Genomic DNA, 13,997 nt, shown 5'->3' with positions numbered 1-13,997 from the left:
CTGGGCTCATAACCCAGAGGTCGCAGGTTCGAATCCTGCCCCCGCTACCACGTGGCGGGGGCCCCCCGGGATGTCCCGGGGGGCCTCCGCCGTGTCCGGGCCGTGTCCGGGCCGGGGTCCGGATCCCTGCCCGGACCCGGAGCTCACGCCTCGCGCGGTGCCACCTCCAGCACCCGGTAGCCCTTCTCCGAGGCGAGCCGGGCGGTCGGGAAGCCCTGTTCGTCCTCCAGCCAGCGGTGCAGGGAGTCCGAGCCCAGGTTCTTGGCCACCACCAGCCAGGCCCGCCCCTCCGGCATCAGCCGGGGGAGCCAGCGCAGCAGCAGCGCGTGCAGCGCGGGCTTCCCGGAGCGGATCGGCGGGTTGGAGTAGATCCCGGCGAACGACAGGTCACCGGGTACCTCGTCGGGAGCGCAGGCGGTCACGTTGCCCAGCCCGGCGGCTGCGGCGTTGTCCCGGGTGAGGCCCAGCGCCCGCTCGTTGACGTCCACCGCCCACACCGGGAGCCGTCGCCGGCGTGCCGCGAGGGTGAGCGCGATCGGACCGTAACCGCAGCCGACGTCCAGCAGCGGTCCACGGACCGGTGGCATCGGAGCGGTGTCGAGCAGTACCCGTGTCCCGCGGTCGATCCGGCCGCCGGAGAACACCCCGGAGTCCGTCGCGAGCGTCAGGTCGACGCCGTCGGCGTGCAACCGGACCTCGCCCGGCCGGCTCGCGACCGCCGGGGTGGCGCTGAAGTAGTGGTCTGCCACAGCGCCCGATGCTACGGCCCGCAGAATGGGGCCATGACCACCCCGAGCGACGTGCCGATCCGCGACGAACCGATCCGGGTCGGGCAGTTCCTGAAGCTGGCGAACCTGGCCGAGGACGGCGGTCACGCCCGCGAGCTGCTCGAGTCCGGTCTGGTCACGGTGAACGGGGAACCGGAGTACCGGCGCGGGGCGCAGCTGCGCCGCGGCGACGTGGTCGCCGTCGACGGGCGGAGCGTCCGGCCGGTGTGAGCGTCACCAGCCGAGCTGGTGGGTGAAGTGGTCGGCGAACAGCGGGGCCATGCTCTCGGCGTAGGTCGCGGTCAGGTGGTTGTCGTCCATGTAGACGAGCACGTTGCCGATCTCGCTCGGGCAGAGGTCCGGCTCGCAGATCGCCGGCGCGGTGTCGACGAAGGTGACGTTCGGCGGGACGTCCGGGAGCAGCGCGTACGGCGGGAGCGGGCTGTACACCTCGTCCCGGGGCATGCTGCAGGCCTCGGCGTGCCTGCCCTCCCGGCCGACGCACTCGGGCACGGAGAACGGCGGCCGGGGGTTGTCCCGTACCGCCACCACCGGCACCCCGGCCTCGTCCATCGTCTTCCAGACGTCGACGAAGCCCTGCGGGGTGATCTCGGTGAGCCCGGGACGAACCTCACGGGTGGCGAGGGTGACGACGGCGTCGGGCCGTTGCTCGGCCAGCTCCTGCGCGACCTCGCCGTTCCATTCGGCGCAGCCGCTCTCGGCCCACTCGGACTCGGCGACGGTGGAGAAGGGGCAGGCACCGCGGAAGAAGCCGATGATCTCCCAGTTGCGTTCCGCGGCGACCGGCATGAGGGACGCGACGTACTGCTGGGCGTGCGAGTCGCCGACCACCGCCACACGGCGCTGCGCCGGGTCGGGGCCCGGGGCGGGGATCGTGCAGAGATCGACCTCGGGCCGGTCGGTCGGGTCGCACAGCCAGGTGCCGCGCCGGTAGCTCCAGTCCTCACCGGCCTGTACGAGTGAGGGGACGAGTGCCACCTCGGTGTCCGGGTCGTCCGCCGGCGCGGCGGGCTCCACCCCGCCGGTCAGCACAGCAGCTCCGGGATGGGTCGGTGAGCCGGCCTCGGCACCGGGCGAGGACCGCACGGCCGCGGCTCCCCACCAGGCGGCGGACCCGAGCAGCACGACCAGGGCCAGCGCCCCACCGGTCCGCAGCGCCCGACGGACGTCGAGTGCCGCGATCGGCTGCTCGACGAACCGGTGGGTGAGCCAGGCCAGCACGAACGACGCCACGACGACGGCGGCACCGCCACCCGGGCCGAGCCGGTCCTCGTCGGTGTACACCAGCGTCAGCACCAGGATCGGCCAGTGCCACAGGTACAGCGGGAAGGAGAGGTCGCCGATCCGGCGCAGCACCGGGCCGGACAGCAACCGGTCCACGCCGAACGGGTGCCCGGATCGCCCGGCGACCAGCACCATCGCCGCCGCGAGGGTCGGCCACAGCGCCGCCCAGCCGGGGAACGCCCGGTCCACCTGGAGCAGCACGCCGCAGGACACCAGCGCCAGTACCCCGAACCAGCCGAGCACCGCCCGGGCGGGAGGTGTCAGCTCCGGGCGGTCCTCGATCCGGGAGATCCACAGCGCGAGCAGGCCGCCCAGCGCGAACTCCCAGATCCGGGTGAACGTGTGGAAGTAGGCGAGCGGCTGGTCGGTCAGCGTCAGGTACACCGAGTACGCCAGCGACGCCCCGCCGACGACCAGCAGCGTGCCGCTCAACCGGGCGTGCAGGTCCGCGCCGTCGCGCCGGGCCGCGGCGGCCACGCCGGCCACCAGCAGGGGGGCGAACAGGTAGAACTGGCCCTGGATGGACAGCGACCAGAAGTGCTGCACCGTGCTCGCCGCGTTGTTCATCGCGGCGTAGTCGACGGCGTTGCCCGCCAGCTCCCAGTTCTGCAGGAAGAACAGGGAGGCGGCGGTCTCCCGGACCGTCGGCAACCATCGACTCTCCGGCAGCAGGAACACGCCGGCGACGATCCCGGCCCCCAGCACCACCGTGATCGCGGGCAGCAGGCGGGACAGCTGCCGCCGCCAGGTGGCGAGCAGATCGATCCCGCCGCGTGAACCGGCCCGGTACAGGCCGCCGACGATGAGGAACCCGGTGATCAGGAAGAAGACGTCGACTCCGCCGGACACCCGGTCGAACCAGATGTGGTAGGTGACGACGAGGAGCACCGCGAGCGCGCGCAGTCCCTGGAGCTCGGGCCGGAACCGGGTCGCCGAACCGCTACCGCCGGGGGCGGCGCCGGTGCGGGCCGGGTGCGCTCCACCGGTGGGCGTCACGAGCGGGGAGCTCCTCTCGGCCACGAACGATTAAAGATGACTTTACTTTCGGCAACGAGAACGGCGGTCGGCAGGTTCTCCCTGCCGACCGCCGTCACAGTCACAGTCCGGGTGGGCACACCGCACGACGGTGTGCCCAGCGCCGGGTCAGTAGCCGATGTAACCGCCGTTCGCGCCGGTCCGGCCACCCGCCGCGAGGGTCTCGAGCCCGTACCGGTCGACCATGTACCGCACACCGGCGGTGATGTTCGCGATCGGGTGGGTGATGTCCTCGTGGGCGAAGTCCGGGTGCACGTAGGCCTTGAACGTCGACGGGATGACCTGCATCAGGCCCTCCGAGGGGGTGCCGCGCAGGGCGTTGGAGTCCCAGTTGTTGATGGCGTTGGGGTCGCCGTTGGACTCCTTCATGATGATCCGCTTGAGCCCGGTCGCGTACGACTGCGACATGCCCATGTGGTCGAGCGCCTCGGCGATCCAGGCGTCGACGCCGCCCTTGGCGATCAGCTCCTGGAGCCGGGCCTGCTCCGCCTCGCGCTGGGCCTGTGCCTCGGCCGCCCTGCGGTGCTCCTCGGCGATCCGGTCCGCGATCTCGCGGGCCTTGCCGACCGAGGCGATGTCGATGTCGTCGGCCGGCGCGGCCGCCTGCAGCGCACCGGACGCCGCACCGGAGTGCTCGAAGGAGACCGGGCTGAAGTAGCCCGAGGGGCTCCCGTCCGAGCCGGCGGACGAGGACGGGATCGTCGCCGTGTAGGCGGCCAGGGTCGTCGCGGTGGTCGACTCCTCGGCGTCGGCCTCGGTGGCCGTCCCGTCGAGCGTGGTCGGGACGATCGTGGCGAACGCACCGGAGGCGAGGACGCCGAAGGCCGCGCCGGTCGCCGCGGTCGCGGTGCCGGCGCGGCGGGCCGCGTGCGCGGGCCCGGGGGAGCGGACGGTACGGGCAGCGCTCATCGCTGCGGGGGGAGCTGTCGGGTGAACGGACGCCACGGGTCGGGGGAACACGCGGCGGCCACCGGGGGAGCGGTGTCCTGGCAAGGGGTGCCCTTTCACGATCAACGGACGGCGTCGACCACCGAGCGGCCGGGTCGGGGGTCCCGGGCGAGCCGGTCGGGGATTCCGGCTCGTGGTCCGCTCGTGATCGGACCGTGATGACTTGCCGATCACCGTAGAGGGGTCCGCCCGGCAGGTCCAGCCCCGTGGGCGTCGGTCGCCGCGCGGCAGACACCGCTCACCGAGAAATCGATCTTGGGGTACCGGGGACGCGACCCGGCGGGCGGCCGATCCGCACCGACGGGCGGACGTCACCACAGGTGACCCGATCGCGCCGAACGGCATGATAGTGAATCGAGCTTCAGCATCGGTCCTGGGCCGGACGGGGCCGGAGAGGGTGGAGGAGATGGAGTCGGGTGATCTCCTGACGATCGGCGAGATCGTCGAGCGGAGCGGTTTTCCGCATTCCGCGCTGCGCTACTACGAGCGCGAGGGGCTGATCTCGGCGAGCCGCACCTCGGGTGGCCAGCGCCGGTACCGCCGCAGCGTGCTGCGCCGGCTGGCGTTCGTCCGGGCGGCCCGGTCGCTCGGGATCGGTCTGGACGAGGTCCGGGCCGCGCTGGACTCGCTGCCCGCCGAGCGCACACCGACCCGGTCGGACTGGTCGCGGCTGTCGAAGGCCTGGCGCGGCAGGCTGGACGAGCAGATCGAGGCACTGACCGCGCTGCGCGACGGCCTGGACGGCTGCATCGGCTGCGGCTGTCTGTCCATGACGAGCTGTCGTCTGGTCAATCCCGACGACGCCGCCGCCGTCCAGGGCGACGGTGCCCGGCGGCTGCCGTCCGCTCTGCGCCGCCCACCGGTGCACGGGCGGTGAGCCCCGTCGCGGAACCCCCCACGTCCGCGCCCGGCTGCCTAGTCTCAGGTACGTGACGGATCTGGTGCCGGACCGCTGGCTGACCTTCGACGGCCTCGCCAACGCCCGTGACGTCGGCGGCCTCCCGCTGGAGGGCGGTGGCCGGGTCCGGTCGGGCGTCCTGCTGCGCACCGAGTCCCTGGAGGGGCTGAGCCCGGCCGATGTCGCCCGGCTGACCGGTGAGCTCGGCGTCGTCCAGGTGCTGGACCTGCGCAAGGACGAGGAGCTGCTGATCAGCGGGGCCGGGGCGCTGGCCGGCGCCGGGATCACCGTGCACCGGCTCAGCTTCATCCCGGACAGCGGGCGCGGCCTGCCGGAGCTGGGCGACGACACCGACCCGATGGTCGGCCACTACCTGGCCTACCTGGGTGACCGGAGCGCGAACGTGGTGGCCGGCGTCCGCCGGATCGCCGAACGCGAGACCGGCGCGACCGTCGTGCACTGTGCGGCCGGGAAGGACCGCACCGGCGTGCTCGTGGCACTGGTCTGCTCGGCCGTCGGCGTCCCGCGGGACGAGGTGGTCGCGGACTACGCGCTGTCGGCGACCAGGATCGACGCCCTGTTCCGACGGTGGACGACCGCGGCCGGGCGCCCGATGCCGCCCGCCGAGGAACTCGACCGGCACCGGCCGCGGGCCGAGGTGATGGACACCTTCCTGCGGCTGCTCGACGAGCGCCACGACGGCCCCGTCGGCTGGCTGCAGGAGCACGGCCTGACCGACGACGAGCTGGCCACATTGCGTTCGCGCCTTCGTGACGAGAATGCTCGCTGACCCGGCGGGTCAGGGGATGAGCACCACCTTCCCCCGGGTGCGGCGTGCCTCCAGGTCGGCGTGCGCGCGGGCCGCCTCGGCCAGCGGGTAGCTGGTCATCACCGGTGTCCACCGCCCGTCGGTGAGCCGGTTGAGCGCCCGTTCCTCGAGCCGGCGCAGGCCGAGCGTGAGGATCGGCGGTCCGAGGGCCACGGTCACGGTGAGCGCCCGCTCCCACAGCTCGTCGGCGCCGAAGGAGGTCGGGGTGCCCGCCGACCAGCCGTGCAGCAGCACCCGGCCGCCGGGCGCCAGCAGGTCGAACGCGCCGCGCCCGGTGTCACCACCGACACCGTCGAGGACCAGGTCGGCGCCGCGTCCCCCGGTGCGCTCGCGGGCGGCGTCGACCCATCCGGGCCGGTCGTAGGTCAGCGGGACCGCTCCGCGGGGCAGCGGCCCGGACGGTCGGCGGGGCCCGGCCGCGGCGAGCACCGTCAGACCCTCCGCGGCCAGCGCCTGGACCAGCAACGTCCCGATGCCACCGGCCGCCGAGGTCACCAGGGCGATCTCCCCGGCGCGCGGGCGGGCCAGTTCCAGCAGGCCCTCGGCCATGCGCCCGGTGCCGAGCACCGCCACCGCGGCCGCGGCGCCGACCCCGTCCGGGAGCCGGTGCAGGCCGTCGGCACGGGCGATCGCGACCTCCGCGTACCCGCCCGATCCGTCCGGGCCGAGATGCGAGCTGACCCGGGCACCGAGCAGGCCGGGATCGGTGCCCGGGCCGACCGCGTCGACCACGCCCGCGACCTCCCGGCCGGGGACGGTGGGCAGGGAGGGTGCCGCGAACGGGCCGCGGGTGCCGCCGGCGCGCAGGGTGGTGTCCACCAGGTGCACCCCCGCGGCCTCGACCCGGACGCGGACCCGGCCGGGGCCGGGATCCGGATCGGGTACCTCCTGCGGGACGAGGACCTCGGGTCCTCCGTGGTCGTGCTGGACGATGGCGAGCATCGGGACCTCCGGTCGTCTCGGGTGACCGGAGGAGCATCTGACCTGAAGCCGACGTCAGGTCAAGGGATCAGGGCAGTTCCTCGATCGGGACCAGCGGGTCCAGCTTGCGCAGGGTCCCGGGGTCGCCGGTGACGGCGGGCCAGCCGCGCCGCCGGGCCGCCGAGACGACCTGGCCGGTGGCGATGTCGTCGAGCCCCTGGGAGGCGAGCAGCAGCCCGGCCTCCTGTGCGCTCTCCGGGGAGAGATCGTGGATCACCGTGTTCGGCAGGCCGAGCAGGACCTGCAGGGCCGCGTGGTGCTCGGCCTCGACCATCGACCAGGCCCGGCCGAGCGCGGTGCTGGGCACCGCGAGCACGATGCCCTCCTCCACGGCGGCCCAGACGAGGGCCCGCATGTAGACGGGGCGGCCGGTCGCGAAGGCCGCCAGAGCCGAGGCATCGAGAACTCGTCCGCCGATCATCGCGCGGCTCAGCCGACGGCCACGGGCGGGACCGGGCGCAGCGAACGCCGCGCCGCATCCAGCTCATCGGCCGGCGGCGGACCGCCGTAGAGGACCGCCAGCGTGGCCAGCGACCGGTCCCGGTCCTGCCGGGCCCGGACCGCCTCCGCCACGTAGGCGGACAGGCTCGCCGCTGATCCGCGGGACACCGCGTCCCGCGCTTCCGCTACCAGCTCGGCCGGCAGCGTGACCGTCACCCGCTCGCTGCGCATACCGGAATCGTACTCGCTGCATACCCGGGCGGCCATCCGGCACGCCGGGGTGGCCGGTTACCGGCGGGTATGCAAGATTGCGGCCAGGGACAGCGGCGACTCAACGCAGAACGGGTGCGACACATGGACCTGACCTTCACCCCCGCCGAGGAGGAGTTCCGCAGCGAGCTGCGCTCCTGGCTCGCGGCGCACATCCCGCAGGAGTGGACCCGGCCCGGCTTCTGGGAGTCCCTCGACGACGACGAGAGCTTCCGGCTGCGCCGCGACTGGGAGCGCGACAAGGCCGACGCCGGCTTCGCCGGGATCCAGTGGCCGACCGAGTACGGCGGCCGCGGCGGCACCCCCGGCATGAAGGCGATCTACGACGAGGAGACCGTCCGCGCGCACGCACCGCGCACCGTCAACCCGCTCGGGCTGGCCTTCCTCGCCCCGACCGTGATGGCGATCGGCACCGAGGCGCAGAAGAGGGAGATCATCGGCCCGCTGCTGCGCAACGAGGTGATCTGGTGCCAGGGCTTCTCCGAGCCCGGCGCCGGGTCCGATCTCGCGGCCCTGTCCACCAGGGGCACGCGTGACGGTGACGAGTTCGTCGTCAACGGGCAGAAGGTGTGGACCACCAACGCCGTGCACGGCGACAAGATCTTCACCCTGGTCCGCACCGAGCCGGGATCGTCCAAGCACCGCGGCATCAGCATGCTGCTGATCGACATGGACCAGCCCGGTGTCACCGCCCGCCCGCTCAAGCAGATGAGCGGTGCCAGCGAGTTCGGCGAGGTCTTCTTCGACGACGCGCGGGTCCCGGTCACCGACTGTCTCGGTGAGATCGGTGACGGCTGGCGGACGGCGATGCTGCTGCTGTCCTTCGAGCGCGGTGCGTCGGGGATCTCCCAGTACACCGAGTTCCGCAGGCAGTACGACGAGATCGTGGCGGTCGCCAGGGCCCTCGGGCGGGACACCGACCCGGTGATCCGCAACGAGCTCGCCAGGGTGCTCACCGAGCTGGAGTGCCTGCGGCTGCACTCGATGCACGTCCTTACCCAGGTCGAGCAGGGCCGTGACCTCGGTTTCGAGGCGTCGATGACGAAGTTGCAGTGGTCGGAGACGTTCCAGGACCTCTGGGAGGTCTACGACCAGGTCCTGGGCGACGACGCCACGCTCGACACCCTGGTCGGGCCGGACGGTCACCCGGTGACCGACCTGCGGCCGATGCACGCGCAGGCCATGTGGTCCCGCTCGGTCACGATCTGGGGCGGCTCCTCGCAGGTCCAGCGCACCATCACCGCCGAGCGCGTGCTCGGCCTGCCGCGATAGGGGACACCGTGTACTTCGCACTCACCGACACCCAGCGCGAGTTCGACCGGGCCGTGCGCGACTACCTGGCGCAGCGGTTCGACCTGGCGGCGGTCCGCGAGGTGGTCGAGAGCGCCGACGGTGCTGCCGGGAACGACGGTGCTGCCGGGAACGACGGGGCCGCCGGGAACCCGGCGTCGCTGTGGGCCGCCGCCGGTGAACAGGGCTGGCTGGCCGTGACCGTGCCCGAGGAGCACGACGGGCTCGGGCTCGGCCTGGTCGAGGCGCAGGTGATCGCCAGGGCACTGGGCGCCGGGGTCGCGCCCGGCCCGTGGCGGGGGACCGTGCTCGCGGCCGAGGCGGTCCGGCTCGCCGGCTCCGACGCCCAGCGCGCGACCTGGCTGCCGCGGCTGGCCGCCGGGGAGGCCGTCGGGGCGTTCGCGTCCCGCGGTTCGGCGGCCGGCGGCCTTCCCGCCGTGGAGTACGGCGCGATCGCCGACGTGGTGGTGGCCCCCGCCGAGGACGGCGTGCCCGGTCTGGTGCTCCTCACCGGCGCGTCGGCGACACCGGTCGGCTCCTACGACGGCACCACCCGGCTTGCCGGGCTGACCGGCGGCAGCGCCGAGCCGTTGCCGGGGGCGACGGTCGAGGTCGCCCGCGGGCTGGCCGACCGGGCGACCGTGCTCGTGGCGGCCGATCTGGTCGGCGTCGCCCGCGAGGCGCTGTCCCGCACGGTGGCCTACGACCGGGAGCGCGAGCAGTTCGGCGTGCCGGTCGGGTCCTTCCAGGCGATCAAGCACGCGCTGGCCGACCTGCACGTCGGGGTGACGATGGCCGAGCACGCGGCGCTGTACGCGTCGTACGCCGTGCAGGAAGGGCTGGCGGGCGCCGAGCTCGCCGTCGCCGTCGCGAAGGCCAAGGCCAACGACGTCGCGCTGCAGTCGACCGCGGCGATGATCCAGTACCACGGCGGGATCGGGTACACCTGGGAGCACGAGGCGCACTTCTTCTACAAGCGCGCTCGTCGGCTGGCCGGGCAGTGGGGTGACCTCAGGACGGCGCGGGAGCGGATCGCGGCGCTCACGATGTAACCGCGGGCGGGTCGACAGTGGACCGGCTCCGCCGGCGGGCCCGCCTGTCCGAAAGCGACCGTGGCGAACGGCGGCACCGGGTGCTCCGCGGGCGCGCCGTCCACGGATCGGGTGACAACCCGGGTGCAACGTGGACTCGCGGAGCGGCCCCGTCCGTGGGACCGTCGATGTCATGGCCCCTGTCACACCGGTCAACGCGACCGCCGCCGCTCTGCTCGGTCTGCTCCACGGCGGCCCGATGACCGGCGGGCAGCTGGTCGCCGCCGCCGGTGAGCGGTTCGGGCTGTTCTTCTCGGTGACCCGCAGCCAGGTCTACCGGGAGCTGCCCGCGCTCACCGAGGAGGGCCTGCTCCGGCTGGGCAAGCAGGGCCCGCGGGCGAGCCAGCAGTACGTCGTGACCGCCGCGGGCAAGCGGGCCTTCAAGGCGTGGCTGGCGGCCGGTGGTGACGCCGATGCGGTGCGCAGCCCGCTCGTGCTGCGCCTGCTGCACGCCGGCTCGCTCACCGTGAAGCAGCGCACCGAGCTGCTGCGCGCGGCGCGCGAGGCCTACACCGAGCGGCTCGCCGCGGCGCGGGCCGCCGCGAAAGCCACCACCGACCCCTACGCCAGGCCGGTCGCCGACTTCGCCGTCGCCCACACCCGGGCGATGATCAAGCTGATCGACGCGGTGCCCGAGGACTGAGCGGCGCCGCGCCCCGCGTACCCTCGGTCGGCGTGAACCCCGACGTCCAGGCCGACCTGAAGGACCTCGACACCACGCTGTCCAGCATCGAGGCCGTCGCCGACGTGCCCGCGCTGCGGCAGGAGATCGAGGAGCTGTCCGAGCAGGCGGGCCGGCCGGACCTCTGGGACGACGTCGACGCCGCCCAGAAGATCACCAGCAGGCTCGCGCACGCCCAGGGCGAGCTGCGCAGGCTCGACGACCTCCGGCGCAGGCTCGACGACCTCCCGGTGCTCTACGAGCTCGCCGAGGACGAGGGCGACGACTCGGCGGTGGCCGACGCCGACGCCGAGCGGGTGAAGCTGCGCAACGAGATCGCCTCGCTGGAGGTCCGGACGCTGCTCTCCGGCGAGTACGACCAGCGCGAGGCGCTGGTGACGATCCGGGCCGAGGCCGGTGGCGTGGACGCCGCCGACTTCGCGGAGATGCTGCTCCGCATGTACCTGCGCTGGGCCGAACGGCACGGCTACGGCACCGACGTCTACGACACCTCCTACGCCGAGGAGGCCGGCATCAAGTCGGCCACCTTCGCGGTGCACGCGCCCTACGCCTTCGGCACGCTCTCGGTCGAGGCCGGCACCCATCGGCTGGTCCGGATCTCGCCGTTCGACAACCAGGGCCGCAGGCAGACCTCGTTCGCCGGGGTCGAGGTGGCGCCGGTGGTTGAGGTCACCGACCACGTCGAGATCGACGAGAAGGACCTGCGGGTCGACGTGTTCCGCGCGTCCGGACCGGGCGGTCAGGGTGTCAACACGACCGACTCCGCGGTGCGGCTCACGCACATCCCGACCGGGATCGTGGTGGCCTGCCAGAACGAGCGCTCGCAGCTGCAGAACAAGGCCTCGGCGATGACGGTGCTGCAGGCGAAGCTGCTGGAGCGGCGCCGGCAGGAGGAACGCGAGCTGCGCGACTCGTTCAAGGAGGCCGGCTCGTCCTGGGGCAACCAGATGCGCAACTACGTGCTGCACCCCTACCAGCTGGTGAAGGACCTGCGCACCGAGCACGAGGAGGGCAACCCCTCCCAGGTGTTCGACGGTGAGATCGACCAGTTCATCGAGGCCGGCATCCGCTGGCGTCGTCAGCAGGCCGACGCGTCGTGAGCCGGGGCCCCCGGGCAGCGGCCGTCGTCCTCGGGGCCGTGCTGGCCCTGGTGCTCGCCGGGTGCACCGGCGTCGGCCCCGGAGCCGAGCAGGACCCGCCGCCCACCCCGCAGGAGATCGTGACCTCGGCGGGGACGGCGCTCACCGACGCCGGGTCCGCCCGGGTGAGCGTCACCCTGGACGGGCCGACCGGCCCGTTGCAGGGCGGCGGCCCGGTCCGCTTCGACCCGCTCGCGGCGGATCTCACCGTCGCGCTCGGCACCCGCGGTGCGCAGCTGCGGGTGCTCGACGACGACGCCTGGCTCCGGTTCGGCGGTGCCGAGCAGTGGCAACCGCTCTCCACCGGCCTGCTGCCGATCGGCGCGCTGACCGGGGCCCTGCACACGACGTCCGGGCTGCGTGAGGTCACCGAGCAGGGCCCGGAGGACGTGGACGGGGTCCCGGCGCTGCGCTACACCGGCACCGTGGACCTGGCCGCGGCCCGGGACGCCGCGCCCGGCCCGGCCGAGGCGACCCGGCTCGACGAGCTCGCCGGGCTGGTCTCGCCGAACCCGGGGTTCGACGCGTGGCTCGGCGCCCCCGGCACCGCGGACGAGGGCCGGTTGCTGCAGGTGCGGCTGGCACCGGCCGGGACCGCCGCCGGTGCGATCAGCCTGACGTTCACCGAACCCGGTCTGCCGGTCGACGTGACGGCCCCCTGATCCCCGCGTGTCGTCACCGCTCGTGCAGATCGGGCGGCGGTACCGTCCCGCTCCGTGATCGAGCTGCAGGACGTCACCAAACGCTATCCGGCGTCCGGACGTCCGGCGCTGGACCGGATCTCGCTGACCGTCGCCGCCGGTGAGTTCGCCTTCCTGATCGGGCCCTCCGGTTCGGGCAAGTCGACGTTGCTGCGGCTGCTGCTCCGGGAGGACGTGCCGACCTCGGGGACCATCCGGGTCGACGGCCGCGACGTCGCACGGCTTCCGCGGCGCAAGGTGCCCGGCCTGCGCCAGCGGATCGGGTGCGTCTTCCAGGACTTCCGGCTGCTGCCCAAGCGCAGCGTGGCGGGCAACGTCGCGTTCGCGCTGGAGGTGCTGGGGCGCAAGCCCGCCGAGATCCGGACCGCGGTCCCCGAGCTGCTGGAGATGGTCGGGCTGCAGGGCAAGGCCGAACGCATGCCGCACGAGCTGTCCGGTGGTGAGCAGCAGCGGGTCGCGATCGCCAGGGCGTCGGTGAACCGGCCGCCGCTGCTGCTGGCCGACGAGCCGACCGGGAACCTCGATCCGGACACGAGCCGGGAGATCATGCAGGTGCTGGAGCGGATCAACCGCGGCGGGACGACGGTGCTGATGGCCACCCACGACGACTCGATCGTCGACGCGATGCGCCGCCGGGTGATCGAGCTGGCCGACGGGGCCGTGCTGCGCGACGAGTCGCACGCGGTGTACGGGGCGGGCCGGTAGATGCGCCCCGCCCTGCTCGCCCGCGAGGTCTCCTCGGGCCTGCGCCGCAACGTCACGATGACCGTCGCGATGGTGCTGACCACCGCGGTCACCCTCATGTCGGTCGGCGCCGGGTTGCTGGTGCTGCGCACGATCGACGACATCTCCGCCCTGTACACGGACCGGCTGGAGATCCAGGTCGCGCTCACCGCCGACGTCTCCGGTTCCGATCCGGACTGTTCCGGCCCGACGTGCGCGTCGCTGCGGTCGGCCGTCGAGACCGCGCCGGGCGTCGCCGCGGTGACCTTCGAGTCCCAGCAGGAGGCCTACACCCGGTTCCGTGAGCTGTTCGCCGGGCAGTCGGTGGCCGACGTCGCGCGTCCGCAGTCGCTGCCCGCGACGCTGCGGGTGACGCTCACCGACCAGGAGGCCGGGCCGGCCGCGGTCCGTGCGGCGGTCGCCGAACGGCCCGGTGTGCGCGGGGTGATCGACCAGCGCGACGTCGTCGGGACGCTGTTCGACTTCCTGAACGGGGTGCGGAACGTGGCGTTCGCGCTGGCCGTCGTGCAGGCGTTCGCCGCGGTGCTGCTGATCTCGAACACCGTGCAGGTGTCGGCGTTCACCCGGCGCACCGAGGTGGGGGTGATGCGCCTGGTCGGGGCCACCCGGTGGACGACGCAGCTGCCGTTCCTGGTCGAGGCGGCGATCGCCGGGGCGATCGGTGGGGCGCTCGCCGGGGCCGGTCTGGTGGCGGCCAAGTACGCGGTCGTCGACGACCTCGTCGCGGCGATCGGGCAGGCCGGGGTGGTCCCGCCGCTGCGGCTCACCGACGTGCTCCTGGTGTCGGCGCTGCTGGTGCCGGTCGGCGCCGTCGTCGCCGGCATCACCGGGTACGTGACGCTGCGCGCTTATGTGAAGGTCTGACGCAGGTGCTCG

16 protein-coding genes are annotated in these 13,997 nt (G+C 73.5%); 10 read left to right on the top strand and 6 right to left on the bottom strand.

Going from position 1 to position 13,997, the window contains the following annotated elements; genetic code table 11:
* Positions 1–143: 143 nt before the first annotated feature.
* Entirely contained in the window at positions 144–749 is a 606-nt protein-coding gene (locus AB0J24_RS26980) for a methyltransferase (protein ID WP_358686466.1), read from the bottom strand.
* Positions 750–782: 33 nt separating this feature from the next.
* Between AB0J24_RS26980 and AB0J24_RS26975 the strand changes: the two genes are divergently transcribed.
* Positions 783–998, top strand: a complete 216-nt coding sequence (locus tag AB0J24_RS26975; RefSeq protein WP_358686463.1) for an RNA-binding S4 domain-containing protein — start codon at positions 783–785, stop codon at positions 996–998.
* 3 nt (positions 999–1,001) lie between these two features.
* Here the strand turns inward: AB0J24_RS26975 and AB0J24_RS26970 are convergent, their stop codons facing one another.
* Positions 1,002–3,068: an acyltransferase family protein gene (locus tag AB0J24_RS26970; protein ID WP_358686460.1), complete on the bottom strand. Its 2,067-nt coding sequence runs from the start codon at positions 3,066–3,068 to the stop codon at positions 1,002–1,004.
* Between the two features lie 147 nt (positions 3,069–3,215).
* Positions 3,216–4,016, bottom strand: coding sequence for a transglycosylase SLT domain-containing protein (locus AB0J24_RS26965; RefSeq protein ID WP_358686457.1), 801 nt, complete (start codon positions 4,014–4,016; stop codon positions 3,216–3,218).
* 445 nt (positions 4,017–4,461) lie between these two features.
* Here AB0J24_RS26965 and soxR point away from each other — a divergent pair, with 445 nt between their 5' ends.
* Entirely contained in the window at positions 4,462–4,932 is a 471-nt protein-coding gene (gene soxR / locus AB0J24_RS26960) for a redox-sensitive transcriptional activator SoxR (RefSeq protein ID WP_358686455.1), read from the top strand.
* Between the two features lie 52 nt (positions 4,933–4,984).
* On the top strand, positions 4,985–5,743 hold the full coding sequence (locus AB0J24_RS26955; protein WP_358686452.1) for a tyrosine-protein phosphatase: 759 nt from the start codon (positions 4,985–4,987) through the stop codon (positions 5,741–5,743).
* A 9-nt stretch (positions 5,744–5,752) separates the two neighbouring features.
* Here the strand turns inward: AB0J24_RS26955 and AB0J24_RS26950 are convergent, their stop codons facing one another.
* The 3 genes from AB0J24_RS26950 to AB0J24_RS26940 all read right to left on the bottom strand — a co-directional run bounded on the left by AB0J24_RS26950 (position 5,753) and on the right by AB0J24_RS26940 (position 7,435).
* Positions 5,753–6,724 carry a zinc-binding dehydrogenase gene (locus AB0J24_RS26950; protein ID WP_358686450.1) on the bottom strand — a complete coding sequence of 324 codons (972 nt, stop codon included), beginning with the start codon at positions 6,722–6,724 and terminating at the stop codon, positions 5,753–5,755.
* Between the two features lie 67 nt (positions 6,725–6,791).
* Positions 6,792–7,184 (bottom strand): hypothetical protein, encoded by a 393-nt coding sequence (locus AB0J24_RS26945; RefSeq protein ID WP_358686448.1) that lies wholly within the window; start codon positions 7,182–7,184, stop codon positions 6,792–6,794.
* An 8-nt stretch (positions 7,185–7,192) separates the two neighbouring features.
* The gene (locus AB0J24_RS26940; protein WP_358686445.1) at positions 7,193–7,435 is read right to left on the bottom strand and encodes a hypothetical protein; all 243 of its coding nucleotides are present in this window, start codon (positions 7,433–7,435) and stop codon (positions 7,193–7,195) included.
* A gap of 123 nt (positions 7,436–7,558) precedes the next feature.
* Here AB0J24_RS26940 and AB0J24_RS26935 point away from each other — a divergent pair, with 123 nt between their 5' ends.
* The 7 genes from AB0J24_RS26935 to ftsX all read left to right on the top strand — a co-directional run bounded on the left by AB0J24_RS26935 (position 7,559) and on the right by ftsX (position 13,985).
* Positions 7,559–8,746: an acyl-CoA dehydrogenase family protein gene (locus AB0J24_RS26935; RefSeq protein WP_358686443.1), complete on the top strand. Its 1,188-nt coding sequence runs from the start codon at positions 7,559–7,561 to the stop codon at positions 8,744–8,746.
* 8 nt (positions 8,747–8,754) lie between these two features.
* Positions 8,755–9,816, top strand: a complete 1,062-nt coding sequence (locus tag AB0J24_RS26930; protein WP_358686441.1) for an acyl-CoA dehydrogenase family protein — start codon at positions 8,755–8,757, stop codon at positions 9,814–9,816.
* Between the two features lie 172 nt (positions 9,817–9,988).
* Positions 9,989–10,498, top strand: coding sequence for a helix-turn-helix transcriptional regulator (locus AB0J24_RS26925; protein WP_358686439.1), 510 nt, complete (start codon positions 9,989–9,991; stop codon positions 10,496–10,498).
* A gap of 32 nt (positions 10,499–10,530) precedes the next feature.
* Positions 10,531–11,637, top strand: a complete 1,107-nt coding sequence (gene prfB, locus AB0J24_RS26920; RefSeq protein ID WP_358686437.1) for a peptide chain release factor 2 — start codon at positions 10,531–10,533, stop codon at positions 11,635–11,637.
* Positions 11,634–12,338, top strand: a complete 705-nt coding sequence (locus AB0J24_RS26915) for a hypothetical protein (protein WP_358686435.1) — start codon at positions 11,634–11,636, stop codon at positions 12,336–12,338. Before prfB ends, AB0J24_RS26915 begins: the two co-directional genes overlap by 4 nt.
* A gap of 54 nt (positions 12,339–12,392) precedes the next feature.
* Positions 12,393–13,082 carry a cell division ATP-binding protein FtsE gene (gene ftsE / locus AB0J24_RS26910; protein ID WP_358686432.1) on the top strand — a complete coding sequence of 230 codons (690 nt, stop codon included), beginning with the start codon at positions 12,393–12,395 and terminating at the stop codon, positions 13,080–13,082.
* On the top strand, positions 13,083–13,985 hold the full coding sequence (gene ftsX / locus AB0J24_RS26905) for a permease-like cell division protein FtsX (RefSeq protein ID WP_358686429.1): 903 nt from the start codon (positions 13,083–13,085) through the stop codon (positions 13,983–13,985).
* Positions 13,986–13,997: the final 12 nt, after the last annotated feature.

It is taken from the genome of Pseudonocardia sp. NPDC049635, assembly GCF_040659795.1.
Classification (GTDB): Bacteria; Actinomycetota; Actinomycetes; order Mycobacteriales; family Pseudonocardiaceae; genus Pseudonocardia.
Note: the sequence above shows the minus strand (reverse complement) of the source record. Positions and strands in the feature narration are given on the sequence as shown.